The organism is Pseudomonas sp. SWRI77 (assembly GCF_014269105.1).
Classification (GTDB): domain Bacteria; phylum Pseudomonadota; class Gammaproteobacteria; order Pseudomonadales; family Pseudomonadaceae; genus Aquipseudomonas; species Aquipseudomonas capeferrum.
In genome coordinates this window covers 268,599-287,164 of record NZ_JABWRV010000004.1, presented here as the reverse complement: position 1 = coordinate 287,164, position 18,566 = coordinate 268,599, and the positions used below count along the sequence as shown (strand labels likewise).

At 63.8% G+C, this 18,566-nt stretch carries 19 protein-coding genes; 11 read left to right on the top strand and 8 right to left on the bottom strand.

Going from position 1 to position 18,566, the window contains the following annotated elements:
- Positions 1-132: 132 nt before the first annotated feature.
- The 4 genes from HU766_RS06640 (at position 133) to HU766_RS06625 (ending at position 5,258) form a co-directional block, all read left to right on the top strand.
- Positions 133-1,920 (top strand): N-acetylglutaminylglutamine amidotransferase, encoded by a 1,788-nt coding sequence (locus tag HU766_RS06640; protein ID WP_186654674.1) that lies wholly within the window; start codon positions 133-135, stop codon positions 1,918-1,920.
- Positions 1,921-1,923: 3 nt separating this feature from the next.
- Positions 1,924-3,669 (top strand): N-acetylglutaminylglutamine synthetase, encoded by a 1,746-nt coding sequence (ngg, locus tag HU766_RS06635; RefSeq protein WP_186654672.1) that lies wholly within the window; start codon positions 1,924-1,926, stop codon positions 3,667-3,669.
- Positions 3,670-3,755: 86 nt separating this feature from the next.
- On the top strand, positions 3,756-4,943 hold the full coding sequence (locus tag HU766_RS06630) for an osmoprotectant NAGGN system M42 family peptidase (RefSeq protein WP_186654670.1): 1,188 nt from the start codon (positions 3,756-3,758) through the stop codon (positions 4,941-4,943).
- An 87-nt stretch (positions 4,944-5,030) separates the two neighbouring features.
- The gene (locus tag HU766_RS06625; RefSeq protein WP_016501031.1) at positions 5,031-5,258 is read left to right on the top strand and encodes a YheU family protein; all 228 of its coding nucleotides are present in this window, start codon (positions 5,031-5,033) and stop codon (positions 5,256-5,258) included.
- A 3-nt stretch (positions 5,259-5,261) separates the two neighbouring features.
- Here HU766_RS06625 and csrA read toward each other — a convergent pair whose 3' ends face one another.
- Positions 5,262-5,450: a carbon storage regulator CsrA gene (gene csrA / locus HU766_RS06620; protein ID WP_033700722.1), complete on the bottom strand. Its 189-nt coding sequence runs from the start codon at positions 5,448-5,450 to the stop codon at positions 5,262-5,264.
- A gap of 120 nt (positions 5,451-5,570) precedes the next feature.
- Positions 5,571-6,380, bottom strand: coding sequence for an SDR family oxidoreductase (locus tag HU766_RS06615; RefSeq protein WP_186654647.1), 810 nt, complete (start codon positions 6,378-6,380; stop codon positions 5,571-5,573).
- Positions 6,381-6,586: 206 nt separating this feature from the next.
- Between HU766_RS06615 and HU766_RS06610 the strand changes: the two genes are divergently transcribed.
- Positions 6,587-6,739, top strand: coding sequence for a DUF3309 family protein (locus HU766_RS06610; RefSeq protein ID WP_012271016.1), 153 nt, complete (start codon positions 6,587-6,589; stop codon positions 6,737-6,739).
- Positions 6,740-6,806: 67 nt separating this feature from the next.
- Here HU766_RS06610 and HU766_RS06605 read toward each other — a convergent pair whose 3' ends face one another.
- The 3 genes from HU766_RS06605 to HU766_RS06595 form a co-directional block, all read right to left on the bottom strand.
- Entirely contained in the window at positions 6,807-8,471 is a 1,665-nt protein-coding gene (locus HU766_RS06605) for a cation acetate symporter (RefSeq protein WP_033700724.1), read from the bottom strand.
- Positions 8,468-8,779: a DUF485 domain-containing protein gene (locus tag HU766_RS06600; RefSeq protein ID WP_033700725.1), complete on the bottom strand. Its 312-nt coding sequence runs from the start codon at positions 8,777-8,779 to the stop codon at positions 8,468-8,470. The genes HU766_RS06605 and HU766_RS06600 overlap by 4 nt, the downstream gene beginning before the upstream one ends.
- Before the next feature lie 162 nt (positions 8,780-8,941).
- Positions 8,942-9,802: a glycine betaine ABC transporter substrate-binding protein gene (locus HU766_RS06595; protein WP_033700726.1), complete on the bottom strand. Its 861-nt coding sequence runs from the start codon at positions 9,800-9,802 to the stop codon at positions 8,942-8,944.
- 197 nt (positions 9,803-9,999) lie between these two features.
- On the opposite strand from HU766_RS06595, the gene HU766_RS06590 reads away from it, so the two are divergent.
- On the top strand, positions 10,000-11,568 hold the full coding sequence (locus HU766_RS06590; RefSeq protein WP_186654645.1) for a beta (1-6) glucans synthase: 1,569 nt from the start codon (positions 10,000-10,002) through the stop codon (positions 11,566-11,568).
- A gap of 13 nt (positions 11,569-11,581) precedes the next feature.
- Here the strand turns inward: HU766_RS06590 and HU766_RS06585 are convergent, their stop codons facing one another.
- Complete coding sequence (locus HU766_RS06585) at positions 11,582-11,944, bottom strand: hypothetical protein (RefSeq protein WP_033700728.1); 363 nt, start codon at positions 11,942-11,944, stop codon at positions 11,582-11,584.
- 190 nt (positions 11,945-12,134) lie between these two features.
- On the opposite strand from HU766_RS06585, the gene HU766_RS06580 reads away from it, so the two are divergent.
- Positions 12,135-13,433, top strand: coding sequence for a serine/threonine protein kinase (locus HU766_RS06580; RefSeq protein ID WP_186654642.1), 1,299 nt, complete (start codon positions 12,135-12,137; stop codon positions 13,431-13,433).
- A complete protein-coding gene (locus HU766_RS06575) occupies positions 13,426-14,250 on the top strand; it encodes a VacJ family lipoprotein (protein ID WP_186654639.1) in 825 nt (274 codons plus the stop codon). The genes HU766_RS06580 and HU766_RS06575 overlap by 8 nt, the downstream gene beginning before the upstream one ends.
- A 117-nt stretch (positions 14,251-14,367) precedes the next feature.
- Here HU766_RS06575 and HU766_RS06570 read toward each other — a convergent pair whose 3' ends face one another.
- Positions 14,368-15,510 carry a patatin-like phospholipase family protein gene (locus HU766_RS06570; protein WP_186654636.1) on the bottom strand — a complete coding sequence of 381 codons (1,143 nt, stop codon included), beginning with the start codon at positions 15,508-15,510 and terminating at the stop codon, positions 14,368-14,370.
- 25 nt (positions 15,511-15,535) lie between these two features.
- Positions 15,536-16,471 (bottom strand): lipid A biosynthesis lauroyl acyltransferase, encoded by a 936-nt coding sequence (locus HU766_RS06565; RefSeq protein ID WP_186654633.1) that lies wholly within the window; start codon positions 16,469-16,471, stop codon positions 15,536-15,538.
- 111 nt (positions 16,472-16,582) lie between these two features.
- On the opposite strand from HU766_RS06565, the gene minC reads away from it, so the two are divergent.
- The 3 genes from minC to minE all read left to right on the top strand — a co-directional run bounded on the left by minC (position 16,583) and on the right by minE (position 18,505).
- Positions 16,583-17,335, top strand: a complete 753-nt coding sequence (gene minC, locus HU766_RS06560) for a septum site-determining protein MinC (RefSeq protein WP_186654631.1) — start codon at positions 16,583-16,585, stop codon at positions 17,333-17,335.
- 99 nt (positions 17,336-17,434) lie between these two features.
- On the top strand, positions 17,435-18,247 hold the full coding sequence (gene minD / locus HU766_RS06555; protein WP_033700734.1) for a septum site-determining protein MinD: 813 nt from the start codon (positions 17,435-17,437) through the stop codon (positions 18,245-18,247).
- 3 nt (positions 18,248-18,250) lie between these two features.
- The gene (minE, locus tag HU766_RS06550) at positions 18,251-18,505 is read left to right on the top strand and encodes a cell division topological specificity factor MinE (RefSeq protein WP_003252572.1); all 255 of its coding nucleotides are present in this window, start codon (positions 18,251-18,253) and stop codon (positions 18,503-18,505) included.
- Positions 18,506-18,566 lie beyond the last annotated feature (61 nt).

The following is an 18,566-nucleotide window of genomic DNA, read 5'->3' as shown; positions in this document are numbered from 1 at the left end:
CCCCAAGCCAAGCCCCCAGCACCCCACCCATATAACAGATTGATCTAAAACTCCTGCAAACCTCCCCGGTCAGTTCCTTAAGGCGCCTGCTTCCGGGCGCCGCCTCCCCAACGGAAAAACCGGTAAGGACTTATGTGCGGATTAGCAGGAGAGTTACGTTTTACCCCCATCGACCAAGCCCCACGCCCGGCCGACCTGGCCGCTGTGGAGCGCATCACTCACCACCTGGCGCCTCGCGGCCCGGACGCCTGGGGCTTTCATAGCCAAGGCCCGATCGCCCTCGGCCACCGCCGGCTGAAAATCATGGATTTGTCCGACGGCTCGGCGCAGCCGATGGTCGACAATACCCTGGGCCTGTCGCTGGCCTTCAACGGTGCCATCTACAACTTCCCCGAGCTGCGCCAGGAGCTGCAGGACCTGGGCTACAGCTTCTGGTCCGACGGCGACACCGAAGTGCTGCTCAAGGGCTACCACGCCTGGGGCGCAGCCCTGCTGCCCAAGCTCAACGGCATGTTCGCCCTGGCCATCTGGGAGCGCGATAACCAACGCCTGTTCCTGGCCCGCGACCGCCTCGGCGTCAAACCCCTCTACCTGTCGCGCAACGGCGAGCGCCTGCGTTTCGCCTCGACGCTGCCTGCACTGCTGAAGGGCGGCGACATCGACCCGGTCATCGACCCGGTGGCGCTCAACCACTACCTCAACTTCCACGCCGTGGTGCCGGCGCCGCGCACCTTGCTGGCCAATGTGCAAAAGCTCGAGCCCGGCACCTGGATGCGCGTCGACCGTCACGGCGAAGTCGAACGCCAGACCTGGTGGCAACTGCAATACGGCGCCCACCCCGACGAGCGTGAGCTCGACCTGGAAGGCTGGACCACCCGCGTGCTCGACGCCACGCGTGATGCCGTGGCGATCCGCCAGCGCGCTGCGGTGGATGTCGGGGTGCTGCTGTCCGGCGGTGTCGACTCCAGCTTGCTGGTCGGCCTGCTGCGCGAGGCCGGCGTAGACGACCTGTCGACCTTCTCCATCGGCTTCGAAGATGCCGGCGGCGAACGCGGCGACGAGTTCCAGTATTCCGACCTGATCGCCCGCCACTACGGCACCCGCCACCACCAGTTGCGCATCGCCGAACACGAGATCATCGACCAGTTGCCGGCCGCGTTCCGCGCCATGAGCGAGCCGATGGTCAGCCATGACTGCATCGCCTTCTACCTGCTGTCGCGGGAAGTGGCCAAGCACTGCAAGGGCGTGCAAAGCGGCCAGGGCGCGGACGAGCTGTTCGCCGGTTACCATTGGTACCCACAAGTCGACGGCGCAGAGGATGCCTTCGGCGCCTACCGCGACGCATTCTTTGACCGCAGCCACGCCGAGTACCGTGACACCGTGCAAGCGCCCTGGCTGCTGGAAAGCGACGCCGCAGGCGATTTTGTCCGCGAACACTTCGCCCGCCCCGGCGCCCGCGACCCGGTAGACAAGGCCCTGCGCCTGGACAGCACGGTGATGCTGGTCGATGACCCGGTCAAACGGGTCGACAACATGACCATGGCCTGGGGCCTGGAAGCCCGTACGCCGTTCCTCGACTACCGCCTGGTGGAGCTGTCGGCACGCATCCCGGCGCGCTTCAAGCTGCCCGATGGCGGCAAGCAGGTGCTCAAACAGGCCGCCCGACGGGTGATCCCGCATGAAGTGATCGACCGCAAGAAGGGTTACTTCCCGGTCCCTGGCCTCAAGCACCTGGAAGGCGCAACGCTGGGTTGGGTGCGCGAGCTGCTGACCGACCCCAGCCAGGACCGTGGGCTGTTCAACCCGGCCATGATCGACCGCCTGCTGAGCAACCCGCACGGCCAGTTGACCCCTTTGCGTGGCTCCAAGCTGTGGCAGCTGGCGGCGCTCAACCTGTGGCTGAGCGAACAAGGAATCTGATCGATGAAAGCCCACGAAATCGCCTACGGCCAGCGCCTGCTGCGCGGCCAGGCACCGTCCTACGAGCGCTTGCAGGCGCGCCTGGCCGGCGATGGCAGCGAGCCCCACGACCAGCCACGTGCCTTGCACTGCGGCTGGGGCCGGCTGCTGATCGGCCACACCTACCCGGACCCGGCCAGCCTGGCCGAGGCGCTGCAGGCAGAGCGCCCCGGCGAGCGCGACATCGCCCTGTACGTGGCGGCGCCGCAGCAGCTGCTGGCCCAGGCGCCACAACAGCTGTTTCTCGACCCGTCCGACACCCTGCGCCTGTGGTTCACCGATTACCGCCAGGCGCAACGGGTGTTCCGCGGCTTTCGCATCCGCCGGGCACAGAGTGACGCCGACTGGCAGGCGATCAACGGCCTGTACCAGGCCCGTGGCATGCTGCCGGTGCAGCCCGAACTGCTGACCCCACGCCACCTCGGCGGGCCGGTGTATTGGCTGGCCGAAGACGAAGACACCCACGCGGTGATCGGCAGCGTCATGGGCCTGAACCACAGCAAGGCCTTTGACGACCCCGAGCACGGCAGCAGCCTGTGGTGCCTGGCCGTCGACCCGCACTGCACCCGCCCTGGCGTGGGTGAGGTGCTGGTGCGCCACCTGATCGAGCACTTCATGAGCCGAGGCCTGGCCTACCTGGACCTGTCGGTGCTGCATGACAACCGCCAGGCCAAGCGCCTGTACGACAAGCTCGGCTTTCGCAACCTGCCGACCTTCGCGGTCAAGCGCAAAAACGGCATCAACCAGCAATTGTTCCTCGGCCCAGGCCCTGAAGCCGGGCTCAACCCCTATGCGCGGATCATCGTCGACGAGGCCTATCGGCGTGGCATCGAGGTGCAGGTGGACGATGCCGCAGGCGGGCTGTTCACCCTCAGCCTCGGCGGGCGCCGGGTGCGTTGCCGCGAATCGCTGAGCGACCTGACCAGCGCGGTCAGCATGACCCTCTGCCAGGACAAACGGCTGACCCAGCAGACCCTGCACAACGCCGGCCTGCACGTGCCGGTGCAGCAACTGGCCGGCAATGCCGACGACAACCTGGCGTTTCTCGACGAGCACGGCGCCGTGGTGGTCAAGCCGGTGGATGGCGAACAAGGCCAGGGCGTGGCGGTCAACCTGACCACCTATGACGACGTCAGCCAGGCCATCGAACACGCCCGGCGTTTCGACAGCCGTGTGCTGCTGGAAAGCTTCCACCCCGGCCAGGACCTGCGCATCCTGGTGATCGGTCACGAAGTGGTAGCGGCCGCCATTCGCCACCCGGCGCAGGTAATAGGTGACGGCAAGCACAGCATCAAGGCGCTGATCGAAGCCCAGAGCCGTCGCCGGCAAGCCGCGACCAGTGGCGAAAGCCGCATACCGCTGGACGATGAGACCGAACGCACCGTACGTGCCGCCGGCCTCGACTACGGCAGCGTGCTGCCTGCCGGCCAGCGCCTGGCCGTGCGCCGTACCGCCAACCTGCACACCGGCGGCACGCTGGAGGACGTGACCGAGCGCTTGCACCCGGTGCTGGCGGATGCCGCCGTGCGGGCTGCACGGGCGCTGGATATTCCAGTGGTGGGCATGGACCTGATGGTGCGTGATGCCGAACACCCGGATTACGTGATCATCGAAGCCAACGAGCGGGCCGGGTTGGCCAACCATGAACCGCAGCCAACAGCCGAGCGCTTTGTCGACCTGCTGTTCCCGCATAGCCGGGCGTTGGCGTGAATCAATAACGGCCTCTTCGCGGGGCAGGCCCGCGCCCACAAGTTATCGCTGCGGTGAACCTGCGAAGAGGCCGGTAAGGAGTGCATATGCCTGAACATCACCACCCCGAACCCGATCTGGACTACCTCAAACGCGTCCTGCTGGAGATGCTCGCCATCCCCAGCCCCACCGGCTTCACCGACACCATCGTGCGCTACGTAGCCGAACGCCTGGACGAACTGGGCATCCCCTTCGAGCTGACCCGCCGTGGCACCATCCGCGCCACCCTCAAAGGCCGGCAAAGCTCGCCCGACCGGGCCGTGTCCGCCCACCTGGACACCATCGGTGCCAGCGTGCGGCAGGTGCAGGACAACGGCCGCCTGGCCCTGGCCCCGGTAGGCTGCTGGTCGAGCCGTTTTGCCGAGGGCAGCCGGGTCAGTGTGTTCACCGACACTGGCGTGTTCCGCGGCAGCGTGTTGCCGCTGATGGCCAGCGGGCATGCCTTCAACACCGCCATCGACCAGATGCCCGTGAGCTGGGACCACGTCGAAGTGCGCCTGGACGCCTATTGCGCCACCCGCGCCGACTGTGAAGCCCTGGGGGTATCGATTGGCGACTTCGTGGCGTTCGACCCCTTGCCCGAGTTCACCGACAGCGGCCACATCAGTGCCCGTCACCTGGACGACAAGGCCGGGGTAGCCGCCTTGCTGGCGGCGCTCAAGGCGGTGGTGGAAAGTGGCCAGCAGCCGCTGATCGACTGCCACCCGCTGTTCACCATCACCGAAGAAACCGGCTCTGGCGCGGCAGGCGCCCTGCCCTGGGACGTCAGCGAATTCGTCGGTATCGACATTGCCCCGGTAGCGCCAGGGCAGGCCTCCAGCGAGCATGCGGTGAGCGTGGCCATGCAGGACTCTTCAGGGCCTTACGACTACCACCTGTCCCGCCACCTGCTGAAACTGGCGGGCGACCATGAGTTGCCGGTCAGGCGTGACCTGTTCCGCTACTACTTCAGCGATGCCCACTCGGCGGTAACGGCAGGGCATGACATCCGTACCGCGCTGGTGGCGTTCGGTTGCGATGCCACCCACGGTTATGAGCGCACCCACATCGACAGCCTGGCGGCGCTCAGCCGGTTGTTGTCAGCGTACCTGTTGAGCCCACCGGTATTCGCCAGCGACTCGCAGCCGGCCAATGCCTCGCTCGAACGCTTCAGCCACCAGCTGGAGCACGATGCGCAGATGGAGAGCGATACCCGGGTACCGGCGGTGGACAGCCTGGTTGGTAATAAAGGCTGAGCCCCTGGGGCCGCACAGCGGCCCCAAACCCTCGTACTTTTCGCGTAGCATGCCCACACACTTAATTCCCCAGAATCGCCCCTGCCCATGCTGATCCCCTACGACCAACTGCAAGCCGAAACCCTGACCCTGCTGATCGAGGACTTCGTCACCCGCGATGGCACCGACAATGGCGACGATACCCCCCTGGAAACCCGCGTGCTGCGCGTGCGCCAGGCGTTGGCCAAGGGCCAGGCGTTCATCCTGTTCGACCCGGAAAGCCAGCAATGCCAGTTACTGGCCAAACACGATGTGCCACGCGAACTGCTGGACTGACCTTCAGGCAATACGAGCCTTGCGCGCCTCACCCTCCTTGATGCGCTTGTACACTTCGGCGCGGTGCACTGGCACCTCGCGCGGTGCACTGATCCCGAAACGCACCATCCCGTCTCGCGTCTCCACCACCATGATGCGGATGTCATCGCCGATAGTGATGACTTCGCCCACTTCGCGCCCTATTACCAGCATGATCCGATCCTCCTGCGACAGGGAAAACCGGAGCCTGCCTCGGGTACAGATGGCTACACAATGGCTCCAGGGCAATTCAGAACAGACCTACATTCATAGGTAAATCCCCCTACAGACAGATCATCGCGCCTGGGCTTTGGCGCGCATTTTCACCGCCACTTCGGCCATCTCGTCATACAGTCGCGCGGGCGCCTCGCACTTGAGCTGCCAGGCTTGACGTCCAGCCTCGTGCGGCAGGATCAGGAACTCGCCGGCGGCGACTTGCCGGTGGATATACGCGGCAATATCGACCGCGCTGATCGGGGAGCCTTCCAGCAGTTTGCCGACCTGGGCTTTCATGGCCGGGTTCGGGCCACGGAACGAATCGAGCAGGTTGGTCTGGAAGAACGACGGGCACACCACGTGCACCGCCACCTGCAACTGGCGCAACTCGACCAGCAGGCTCTCCGACAACGCCAGCACGCCAGCCTTGGCCACGTTGTAGTTGCTCATGCCCGGGCCCTGCATCAGCGCGGCCATCGAGGCGATGTTGATGATTCGGCCCTTGCTGCGCTCCAGCAACGGCAGGAATGCCTTGCAGCCCTTGACCACGCCCATCAGGTTGACCGCGATCTGCCAGTCCCAGTCTTCCAGCGACAGCTCCGCGAAAAAGCCGCCCGAGGCGACGCCGGCATTGTTGACGATCACATCGATGCCGCCAAAGCGCTCTTCGCACGCCTGGGCCAGGGCGGTGAGCTGGCTGTAGTCGCGTACATCACAGCGCTGCACGAAGCCCTCGCCACCGGCCTCACGGGCCAGCGCCAGTGTTTCGCGCAGGCCTGCCTCATTGACGTCGGCCAACGCCAGGCGCCAGCCCTCGTGTGCCCAGCGCAGGGCGATCTCGCGACCCAGGCCGGACCCGGCGCCAGTAATCATGATGCGGTTTTGCATGGTGGCAGGCCTTGTTCTGATGGGTTGTCAGGCGAGTCTAATCAAGGCATTGGCATCCGGCAGGATCCATCAGGGTAGTGAATGGGCGGGCATGACCAAGCGGTCAGTGCCGAGCAAATGGAATCTTTCACAAGCGGCACCGGTCCGAATTAACAAGAGGCCAGCAGTCCGAGGCCCTTGACCCCTAACCACGCAAGGACTCCGCCATGACCACGATCCTCATCATCATCCTGATCCTGCTGCTGATCGGTGGCTTACCCGTCTTCCCACACTCACGCAGTTGGGGCTACGGCCCATCCGGCATCGTCGGCGTAGTGCTGGTGATTCTGCTGGTGCTGTTGTTGCTAGGCATGATCTAGCCGGCCATGAATGAAAAAACCGCGATACGGGCATCACCCGTATCGCGGTTTTTTATGACCTCAACGATCAGTGCGAGACAGCACCGGAAGCGCCCAGGCCAGTCTGCGAACGCACGAACTGCGGGAAGAACAGCGCACGTTCGTTTTCAGCTGCCTTGGACTTGTCGGTGACCGAGAAGAACCAGATACCAACGAAGGCAATCAGCATTGAGAACAGCGCCGGGTACTCGTACGGGTAGATCGCCTTCTCGTGGCCGAGGATCTGCACCCAGATGGTCGGGCCAAGCACCATCAGGCCCACTGCACTCACCAGGCCCAGCCAGCCACCGATCATGGCGCCGCGGGTGGTCAGTTTCTTCCAGTACATCGAAAGCAGCAGTACCGGGAAGTTGCAGCTGGCGGCAATCGAGAACGCCAGGCCGACCATGAAGGCGATGTTCTGCTTCTCGAACAGGATACCCAGGCCGATCGCCAGCACGCCCAAGGCGATGGTGGTGATCTTCGACACGCGGATCTCGTCCTTGTCGTTGGCCTTGCCCTTGCGCCATACGCTGGCGTACAGGTCATGGGACACCGCCGAGGCACCGGCCAGGGTCAGGCCCGCTACCACCGCCAGGATGGTGGCAAAGGCCACCGCCGAGATGAAGCCGAGGAACACGCTGCCACCCACGGCATTGGCCAGGTGCACCGCTGCCATGTTGTTGCCACCCAGCAGGGCGCCTGCGGCGTCCTTGAAGTCCGGGTTGGTGCTGACCAGCAAGATCGCGCCGAAGCCGATGATGAAGGTGAGGATGTAGAAGTAGCCGATGAAGCCTGTGGCGTAGAGCACGCTCTTGCGCGCTTCCTTGGCGTCGCTGACGGTGAAGAAGCGCATCAGGATATGCGGCAGGCCGGCGGTACCGAACATCAGCGCAAGGCCCAGGGAGAACGCCGAGATCGGGTCCTTGACCAGGCCGCCAGGGCTCATGATCGCCTCACCTTTGGCGTGCACCTTGATCGCTTCGGAGAACAGGGTGTTGAAGTCGAAGTTGACGTGCTTCATCACCATCAGCGCCATGAAGCTGGCACCGGACAGCAGCAGCACGGCCTTGATGATCTGTACCCAGGTGGTGGCCAGCATGCCGCCGAACAGTACGTACAGGCACATCAGGATGCCAACCAGGATCACCGCCACGTGGTAGTCGAGGCCGAACAGCAGCTCGATCAGCTTGCCGGCGCCGACCATCTGCGCGATCAGGTAGAACGCCACCACCACCAGCGAGCCGGAGGCCGACAAGGTACGGATTTCCTTCTGCCCGAGGCGGTACGAGGCCACGTCGGCGAAGGTGTACTTGCCCAGGTTGCGCAGGCGTTCGGCGATCAGGAAGAGGATGATCGGCCAGCCGACCAGGAAGCCGATCGAGTAGATCAGGCCGTCGTAGCCAGAAGTGAACACCAAGGCAGAAATACCCAGGAACGAGGCCGCCGACATGTAGTCACCGGCAATCGCCAGGCCGTTCTGGAAACCGGTGATCTTGCCACCGGCAGCATAGTAGTCCGCCGCCGACTTGTTGCGCTTGGAGGCCCAGTAGGTGATGCCAAGGGTAAAGGCGACGAAGGCCACGAACATGGCGATCGCGGAAACGTTCAGCGGCTGTTTCTGCACCTCGCCGGTCAGGGCATCGGCGGCCCACACGGCGGGTGCGAAAACGCCGCAGGCCAGAACGGCCAGGGCTTTGGCGTGGCGAATCATTGTTGCGCCTCCTTCAGGATAGCCTTGTTCAGCTCATCGAACTCGCCGTTGGCGCGGCGTACGTAGATGGCGGTCAGCACGAATGCCGAAAGGATCAGGCCGACGCCCAGGGGAATGCCCCAGGTAATCGACGACTCAGGGCTGAGCTTGGCGCCCAGAATCTGAGGACCATAGGCGATCAGGAGGATGAAGGCGCAGTAGAGTCCGAGCATGATCGCCGAGAGAATCCAGGCGAACCGTTCGCGTTTGGTGACCAGCTCCTTGAAGCGCGGGCTGTTTTGTATCGAGAGGTAAATGCTGTCGTTCATTGTTTTTGTCCTAGCAGCACAGATCAGGGAGAACCCACCTTCACTTTATGCTGCCGTTGGACGCCAACCAGACGACCTTAGTCTTAGATGCAACAGTGTTTTGCGATATGTGTAACAAAGCTTGGGGCCGCTGCGCAGCCCCAAGATCAACAATCCTAGCGCTTACTTACCGGTCCACTCCTTGACCCGATCCGGGTGCTTGGCCACCCAATCCTTGGCTGCCGCTTCAGGCTTGGCACCTTCCTGAATCGCCAGCATCACCTCGCCGATCTCGTCCTTGGACTGCCAGCTGAACTTCTTGAGGAACTCGGCCACTTCCGGCGCCTTGGTCGCCAGCTCTTTGCTACCGATGCTATTAACGGTTTCAGCAGCGCCATAAACACCCTTCGGGTCTTCCAGGAACTTGAGCTTCCACTTGGCGAACATCCAGTGCGGCACCCAACCAGTCACTGCAATCGACTGCTGCTTGGAGTAGGCACGGCCCAGTTCAGCCGTCATCGCTGCGCCAGAGCTTGCCTGCAGCTTGTAACCCGTCAGGTCGTAGTCCTTGATGGCCTGGTCGGTCTTGATCATCACGCCGGAGCCGGCGTCGATGCCGACAATCTTCTGCTTGAAGCTTTCGTCGGTCTTGAGGTCGGCGATACTCTTCGCCTTCACGTACTCAGGGACGATCAGGCCGATCTTGGCATCCTTGAAGTTGGCACCGTAGTCGACCACGTTGTCCTTGTTCTTGGCCCAGTACTCGCCGTGGGTCACCGGCAGCCAGGCCGACAACATCGCATCGAGCTTGCCGGTGGCCACGCCCTGCCACATGATGCCGGTGGCCACGGCCTGCAACTTCACGTCGTAGCCCAGTTGCTGCTTGATCACTACGGCGGCAACGTTGGTGGTCGCCACGCTGTCGGCCCAACCATCCACGTAACCGATGCTTACTTCTTTAGCCATTGCCTGCGCAGCGCTCATGGCCAATACCAGGGCGGTGCCCGCCCCCAGGAAACGTCGCACTGTCTTCAAAGTCGCCATCAAAGCATCCCCTCGTCAGGTCTCGGAGATTGCATCATCTTCCTGCAACAAAGAGCAACCTGCTCCGTGAACGACATCCAACCGCCCCATATGCGACAGCACTGTGCCATTAGCGGCATCGGCTCACGCCAGCCTGCGCGATCCTTGCATGCCAAAGGTTTGGCGCCGGGCTACTATCTACCCTTTTGCGCCTGACGATGGACCGCCCGATGCCCAGCCCTACCCGCCTGCACCTGCCGCTCTACCTGTTTGCCTGCCTGCTTGCCCTGATCGGGCTGGGGGCGCTCTGGTACGGGCTTGGCAAGCCGGTACAGCTGCCCGATGCGGCCAGCCCCACGCATAAGCTGCAGTGTGCTTCGTATACGCCGTTCGACAAGGATCAGTCACCCTTCGACCAGCCGTTTCGCCTGCGCCCGGCGCGCATGGACGCCGACCTGGCCTTGCTGGCCGAGCGTTTCCAGTGCATCCGCACGTACTCGATGACCGGCCTTGAGGCAATCCCGCTGCTGGCGCGCAAACATGGCCTGAAGGTGATGCTCGGCGCCTGGGTCAACGCCAACCCGGTGGACACCGAAAAGGAAGTGGACCTGCTGATTGCCACGGCCAACGCCTACCCCGACGTGGTCAGCGCGGTGATCGTCGGCAACGAGGCGCTGCTGCGCAAGGAGGTCACCGGCGCGCGCCTGGCCGAGTTGATCGCCAAAGTGAAGCGCCAGGTCACGGTACCGGTGACCTATGCCGATGTCTGGGAATTCTGGCTGCAGCATCCGCAGGTGGCCCCTGCCGTGGACTTTCTGACCATTCACCTGCTGCCCTACTGGGAAGACGACCCGCGCGGCATCGACGATGCCCTGGCCCATGTCGCCGAGGTGCGCCGGGTATTCGGTACGCGCTTTGCGCCCAAGGGCATCCTGATCGGCGAGACCGGCTGGCCCAGCGAAGGCCGCCAGCGCGAAACCGCAGTGCCCAGCCGGGTCAACGAGGCGCGCTTCATCCGCGGCTTCGTCAGCCTGGCCGAACAGCATGGCTGGCAGTACAACCTGATCGAAGCCTTCGACCAACCGTGGAAGCGTGCCAGCGAAGGCGCCGTGGGCGGCTATTGGGGGCTTTACGATGCCGACCGGCAGGACAAGGGCGTGCTCGAAGGGCCGGTCAGCAACCTGCCCTACTGGCCGCAGTGGCTGGTGGCCAGTGCGGTGTTGATGTTGACCGTGCTGCTGTTGGCCGGGCGCCCCGCGACAACCGCCGGGGCCGTGCTGTTGCCGTTGTTGGCAGCGTTTGGCGCGGGTTGCCTGGGGTTGTGGGGCGAGCTGATGCGCAGCCATGCGCGCTTTGCCGGGGAATGGCTGTGGGCCGCGCTGCTGGTGGGGCTCAACCTGCTGGTGCTGGCCCATGCGGCATTGGCGTTGGTGCGTGCTGAAGGGTGGCGTGCGCGCCTGTTCGCCTGGTTCGAGGCCCGTGCGGGCTGGCTGTTGCTCGCCGCAGGCTTTGCGGCGGCGGTGAGCATGCTGGCGCTGGTATTCGACCCGCGTTATCGCAGTTTCCCCAGCGCTGCATTGGCATTGCCGGCGGTGGTTTACCTGCTGCGGCCGGTGCTGGCGCGGCGGGCCGAGGCCGCGTTGCTGGCGTTTATCGTAGGGGCGGGGGTGGCGCCGCAGTTGTACCTCGAAGGCCTGCAGAACCAGCAGGCCTGGGGCTGGGCGGTAGTGAGCGTGCTGATGACAGCGGCCTTGTGGCGCAGTTTGCGACTGCGCAGGGCCGAGTGACCACCACGCCCCGTCAGCGGGGTTGGCGCACCAGCCGCAACCCCGCCAGAACCACGGCAAACACCGCAATGCTCGCGGTATAAAGCACCAGCGCCGGGATCGCGAACACCAGCGCAGCGCCTGCCAGCCACCTGCCGGCCCGCCCGGCGACCACCTGCGCGATCAGCGCCAGGCCGAGCCCACTCCAGGCGATTACCTGAAAATGGATGCCCAGCCCCAGCAGCGAACGCACCTGGCACTGCCAGAACGCACCGGGCGCGGCACACAGCCCCACCCACTGCGCATCTTCCATCAGCCCATAACGTACGCCATAGCTGGCGGCCAGCCACAACGGCAGGAACAACAGCAGGGCAACGATCGGCAACGAACGAGACATCCAGTTCTCCAATAGCAGTAATCGAAATCGTGCATGATCGCCCAAGCCCTGTTGTAAGGCAAAATCACCATCCAGCAGCTATGTTGCAGATAACGAGCACACCAAAGGCCACCGCACTTGGCAACTTTGCCCATGCCGCCGTGGTCCTAGCCTGCACATTGCACCACCTTGCGTCTTTTTGGGGGATTACATGCTTCGAACTTTGCGCCTCGCTGCCTTGCTCGGCGGCCTGTTCATGGCTGCGGCCGCTTCGGCGCGGGACATCGACGCCGCGAGCTATGGCTACCCCTTGACCAACCCGTTCGAGGCAACCATCGCCACCACGCCGCCCGAGCAACGCCCGACCTTGCCCAGCGACGATGAGATCGACCAGGCCGACTACAGCCTCAACCTGCGCCCCGAGCGAGAATTCACCTTGCCCGACAACTTCTGGTCGGTGAAAAAACTCAAGTACCGCCTGGCCCGTCAAGACCGCGAAGCACCGCTGATCTTCGTCATCGCCGGCACCGGTGCGCCCTATTCGAGCAGCATCAACGAATACCTGAAAAAACTGTTCTACCAGGCCGGCTTCCACGTGGTGCAACTGTCCTCGCCCACCAGCTACGACTTCATGAGTGCGGCCTCGCGCTTCGCCACCCCCGGTATCAGCCAGGAAGACGCCGAAGACATGTACCGGGTCATGCAGGCCGTGCGGGCCCAGCATCCGCGCCTGCCGGTCAGCGACTTCTACCTCACCGGCTACAGCCTCGGTGCCCTGGACGCGGCGTTCGTCAGCCACCTGGACGAAACCCGGCGCAGCTTCAACTTCAAGCGCGTGCTGCTGCTCAACCCGCCGGTCAACCTGTACACCTCGATCAACAACCTCGACAAACTGGTGCAGACCCAGGTCAAGGGCATCGACCGCAGCACCACCTTCTACGAACTGATGCTGACCAAGCTGACCCGTTACTTCCAGGACAAAGGCTACATCGACCTCAACGAGGCCCTGCTGTACGACTTCCAGCAGTCACGCCAGCACCTGTCCAACGAGCAGATGGCGATGCTGATCGGCACTTCGTTCCGTTTTTCGGCAGCAGACATCGCCTTTACCTCCGACCTGATCAACCGCCGCGGCCTGATCATTCCGCCGAAGTTTCCGATCACCGAGGGCAGTAGCCTTACGCCGTTCTTCAAACGTGCCCTGCAGTGCGATTTCGACTGCTACATGACCGAGCAGGTGATCCCCATGTGGCGCGCCCGCACCGACGGCAACAGCATCCTGCAACTGGTCAACCAGGTCAGCCTGTACGCGCTGGAAGACTACTTGCGCGACAGCCCGAAGATTGCCGTGATGCACAACGCCGACGACGTCATCCTCGGCCCCGGCGATATCGGCTTCTTGCGCAAGGTGTTCGGCGACCGCCTGACCCTTTATCCCCATGGCGGCCATTGCGGCAACCTCAACTACCGCGTCAACAGCGACGCCATGCTGGAGTTCTTCCGTGGTTAACAAACTCCTCTTCGCCACTGCCCTGCTTGTCGCCGGCAACGCCCTGGCCGCAGAGACCGCACCGCGGGCCAGCGTGATCGAGGCCGACCCGCCGATTACCGGCGCCTCGCTGGCACCTGAATCCGATGGTTTTATCGACCCGCTGCGCGAGCTCAAATTCAACCCCGGGCTCGACCAGCGCGAGTTCGAGCGCTCCACGCTGGAGGCGCTGAACGTCTACGACCCGCTGGAGTCGATGAACCGGCGCATCTATCACTTCAACTACCGCCTCGACCAATGGGTGCTGCTGCCGGTGGTGAGCGGCTATCAATACGTCACCCCGCGCTTCGTGCGCACCGGGGTGAGCAACTTCTTCAACAATCTGGGCGATGTGCCGAACCTGTTCAACAGCGTGCTGCAACTCAAGGCCAAGCGTTCGGCCGAAATTACCGCACGGCTGATGTTCAACACCCTGATCGGGGTGGGTGGGCTGTGGGACCCGGCGACCAAGATGGGCTTGCCCCGACAGAGTGAAGACTTCGGCCAGACGCTGGGCTTTTATGGCGTGCCGGACGGGCCGTTCCTGATGCTGCCGGTGCTGGGCCCTTCAAACCTGCGCGATACCACCGGGCTGGTGGTGGACTATGCCGGCGAGCAGGCGGTGAATTACCTGAACGTGGCCGAGGCCAGCACCGACCACCCGGAAATCTTTGCCCTGCGCGTGGTGGACAAGCGTTACACCACCAACTTCCGCTATGGGCAGCTCAACTCGCCGTTCGAGTATGAGAAGGTTCGGTATGTGTATACCCAGGCGCGCAAGTTGCAAATTGCCGAGTAAGTAGTTGTCGGCCCCTTCGCGGGGCAAGCCCGCTCCCACAGGATCTTCACTCCCTTGGGGTTGTATCCAGACCTGTGGAAGCGGGCTTGCCCCGCGAAGAGGCCAGCACTGCCTCCATCAAATCCCCAGAAACTGCTCCAGCTCGCGCCGCTTGACCAAGGCATCGCGCCGCCCCAGCTCGATCAGCTCACTGCAGTAGCTGGCCTCGAACAGCAGGTAGCTCAACACCCCCGCCCCGCTGGTACGCGTCGCCCCCGGCCCACGCAGGAACAGCCGCAACGGCGCTGGCAGCTCGCGCCGGTGGCGTGCCGCGATTTCGTCCAGCGGCTGGCTGGGCGCCACCACCAGAACCTCCACTGGCGCCAGCCCCAGGCGCCGTGCATCGAGGTGGGCAGGCAGCAGGTGGCTCAGGTGATTGAGGCGCTGGAGCAGTTCGATGTCGTCTTCCAGGCTGTCGATGAAGGTGCTGTTGAGCATGTGCCCGCCAATCTGCGCCAGGCTCGGTTGCTGACCACTGAACACGCGCTGGGTAGGCAGCGGCGGCGACGGCCGCTGCGGGTTGCCGCTGACCCCGACCACCAGCACCCGGCTGGCCCCCAAGTGCAAGGCCGGGCTGATTGGCGCCGACTGACGAACCGCGCCATCACCGTAATACTCATCCCCCAGCCTGACCGGCGCGAACAACAGCGGGATCGCCGCACTGGCCAGCAGGTGATCGATGCTCAACGCTGTCGGTACGCCGATACGCCGGTGGCGCAACCAGGCATCAATGGTGCCCCGCCCTTGGTAGAAGGTCACCGCCTGGCCGGACTCGTAGCCGAATGCAGTCACCGCGACGGCGCGTAGCTGTTCGCTGGCCAGGGCATGGCCGATGCCGTCCAGGTTCAGCTGCGCCTGCAACAGGGCACGCAGTGGGCTGCTGTCGAGCAGCGCCACCGGCGCCTGGCCGCCCAGGCCCAGCAGGCTGTGGCCGACGAAGCGGCTGGCCTGGCGGACCACCCCCGGCCAGTCGCTGCGCAGCACCCGGTGGCTGCGCAAGTTCTGCCAGAACGCGGTGAGGTTTTGCACGGTGTCGGTAAAGCGGGTGGCGCCGCTGGCCAGGGTGACCGCATTGATGGCGCCGGCCGAAGTGCCGACGATGACCGGGAAGGGATTGGGCGCGCCGGGTGGCAACAGTTCGGCGATGCCGGCCAGTACGCCGACCTGATAGGCGGCGCGGGCGCCGCCGCCTGAGAGGATCAGGCCGGTGGTTGGGGACATCGATGCCTCACTGACCGCTCAACGATCAACGCTTTTTCTTGTCGTACAGCCGGGGCGCCCCTTCGGGCCGCGACTTGAAGCGCCGGTGCGCCCACAGGTACTGCTCGGGGCACTCGCGCAATACACCTTCGATCCACTGGTTGATGCGCAGGCAGTCCGCCTCTTCGCTTTCCCCAGGGAAATCTGCCAGAGGCGGGTGAATCACCAAACGATAGCCGCTGCCGTCTTCGAGGCGCTTCTGGGTAAACGGGATGACCTGCGCCTTGCCCAAACGGGCGAACTTGGTAGTGGCGGTCACGGTCGCTGCCGGGATGCCGAACAGCGGCACGAACAGGCTCTGCTTGGCACCGTAGTCCTGGTCTGGCGCGTACCAGATCGCCCGGCCGGAACGCAGCAGCTTGAGCATGCCGCGCACATCCTCACGCTCCACCGCCAGCGAGTCGAGGTTATGCCGCTCACGGCCGCTGCGCTGGATGAAGTCGAACAGCGGGTTACCGTGCTCACGGTACATGCCATCGATGGTGTGTTGCTGGCCCAGCAGCGCGGCGCCGATTTCCAGGGTGGTGAAGTGCACGGCCATCAGAATCGCGCCCTGCCCTGCCTGCTGGGCTGCCTGCAGGTGCTCGAGGCCTTCGATATGGGCCAGGCGCGCAAGCCTGGCCTTGGGCCACCACCAACTCATGGCCATTTCGAAGAAGGCGATGCCGGTGGAGGCGAAATTGGCCTTCAACAAACGCCGCCGTTCGTCGACAGACAGCTCCGGGAAGCACAGCTCCAGGTTGCGCGCGGCAATGCGTCGACGCTCACCGGCCACCCGGTACATCAGCGCGCCCAGGGCGCTTCCGAGCCAGAGCAAGGCCCGGTACGGCAACTGGACTACCAGCCACAGCAGGCCCAGGCCCAGCCACAGGCCCCAGAATCGTGGGTGGAGGAAATAGGGACGAAAACGCGGGCGTTCCATTGAAGCTTCCGGAAAGACAAAGGCCGCGCATTCTACAACGGATCAGCGCATGTTGCGGGCAACGGGTGTTCTCGTTATAAGTCAGGGCACTTTTTTCGCAACAAGCCGTCTATGCAGACCATGAGCCTAAACCAGACCCCCGACACCGCCTCCGTGTTCCAGCTCAAGGGCAGCATGCTCGCCATCACAGTGCTGGAACTGGCGCGCAATGACCTTGAAGCCCTTGACCGCCAACTGGCGGCCAAAGTCGCCCAGGCACCCAACTTCTTCAGCAACACGCCGCTGGTGCTGGCCCTGGACAAACTGCCGGCCAGCGAAGGCGCGATCGACCTGCCCGGCCTGATGCGTATTTGCCGCCATCATGGCCTGCGTACCCTGGCGATCCGCGCCAACCGCATCGAAGACATCGCAGCAGCGATCGCCATCGACCTGCCGGTACTGCCGCCGTCCGGTGCCCGCGAGCGGCCGCTGGAGCCAGAGCCTGAGGTGAAGCAGCCCGAGCCAGCCCCGGCGCCTGCGGTCGAGCCACAGGTGCGCCCGACGCGCATCATCACGGCGCCCGTGCGTGGCGGCCAGCAGATCTACGCTCAGGGTGGTGACCTGGTGGTGACCGGTTCGGTCAGCCCGGGTGCGGAACTTCTGGCCGATGGCAACATCCATGTGTACGGCGCCATGCGCGGGCGCGCCCTGGCGGGCATCAAGGGCAACACCAAAGCGCGCATCTTCTGCCAGCAGATGACTGCGGAAATGGTCTCGATCGCGGGCCAGTACAAGGTCTGCGAAGACCTGCGCCGCGACCCGCTGTGGGGCTCCGGCGTGCAAGTCAGCCTGTCCGGTGACGTGTTGAACATCACCCGTCTTTAACGGATACTTGCCGTCATTTTTAGAGCAACTTTTTTACCTGTTGCCGTTTTTTGCATATTGCTGGGACACCTGTCCCAACTTATTTAGGGGTGAAACACCTTGGCCAAGATTCTCGTCGTTACTTCCGGCAAGGGGGGTGTGGGCAAGACCACCACCAGCGCCGCCATCGGCACCGGCCTCGCACTGCGCGGCCACAAGACGGTCATCGTCGACTTCGACGTCGGCCTGCGTAACCTCGACCTGATCATGGGCTGCGAGCGCCGCGTGGTGTATGACTTCGTCAACGTGGTCAACGGCGAAGCCAACCTGCAGCAGGCCCTGATCAAGGACAAGCGCCTCGAGAATCTGTACGTGCTGGCCGCCAGCCAGACCCGTGACAAGGACGCGCTGACCCAGGAAGGCGTCGAGAAAGTGCTGATGGAGCTCAAGAAAGACTTCGAGTACGTCATCTGCGACTCCCCGGCCGGTATCGAAAAAGGCGCACACCTGGCGATGTATTTCGCCGACGAAGCCATTGTCGTGACCAACCCTGAGGTTTCCTCGGTACGTGACTCGGACCGCATGCTGGGCATTCTGTCGAGCAAGTCGCGCCGCTCCGAGAACGGCGAAGAGCCGATCAAGGAACACCTGCTGATCACCCGCTACCACCCCGAGCGCGTCGAAAAAGGCGAAATGCTGAGCATCGACGACGTTACCGACATCCTGGCGATCAAACTCAAGGGCGTGATCCCCGAGTCCCAGGCAGTGCTCAAGGCTTCCAACCAGGGCATTCCGGTCATCCTCGACGACCAGAGCGATGCCGGCCAGGCCTATAGCGACACCGTCGACCGTTTGCTGGGCAAAGAAAAGCCCCTGCGGTTCATCGAAGTGCCGAAGCAAGGATTCTTCGCGCGCCTGTTTGGAGGCAAGTAAACCATGAACCTTTTTGACTTCTTTCGTGGCAGACAGAAACAGACCAGCGCGTCGGTGGCGAAAGAGCGTCTACAGATCATCGTGGCGCATGAGCGCGGCCAACGCAGCGAACCGGACTACCTGCCGGCCCTGCAGAAAGAACTGCTCGAAGTGATCCGCAAGTATGTGAACATCGGCAACGATGATGTGCACATCGAGCTGGAGAACCAGGGCAGCTGCTCGATTCTGGAGCTGAACATTACCCTGCCGGATCGCTGATCTGGCTGAAAGCTGGGGCTGCTTTGCAACCCATTCGCGGCACAAGGCCGCTCCTACAAGG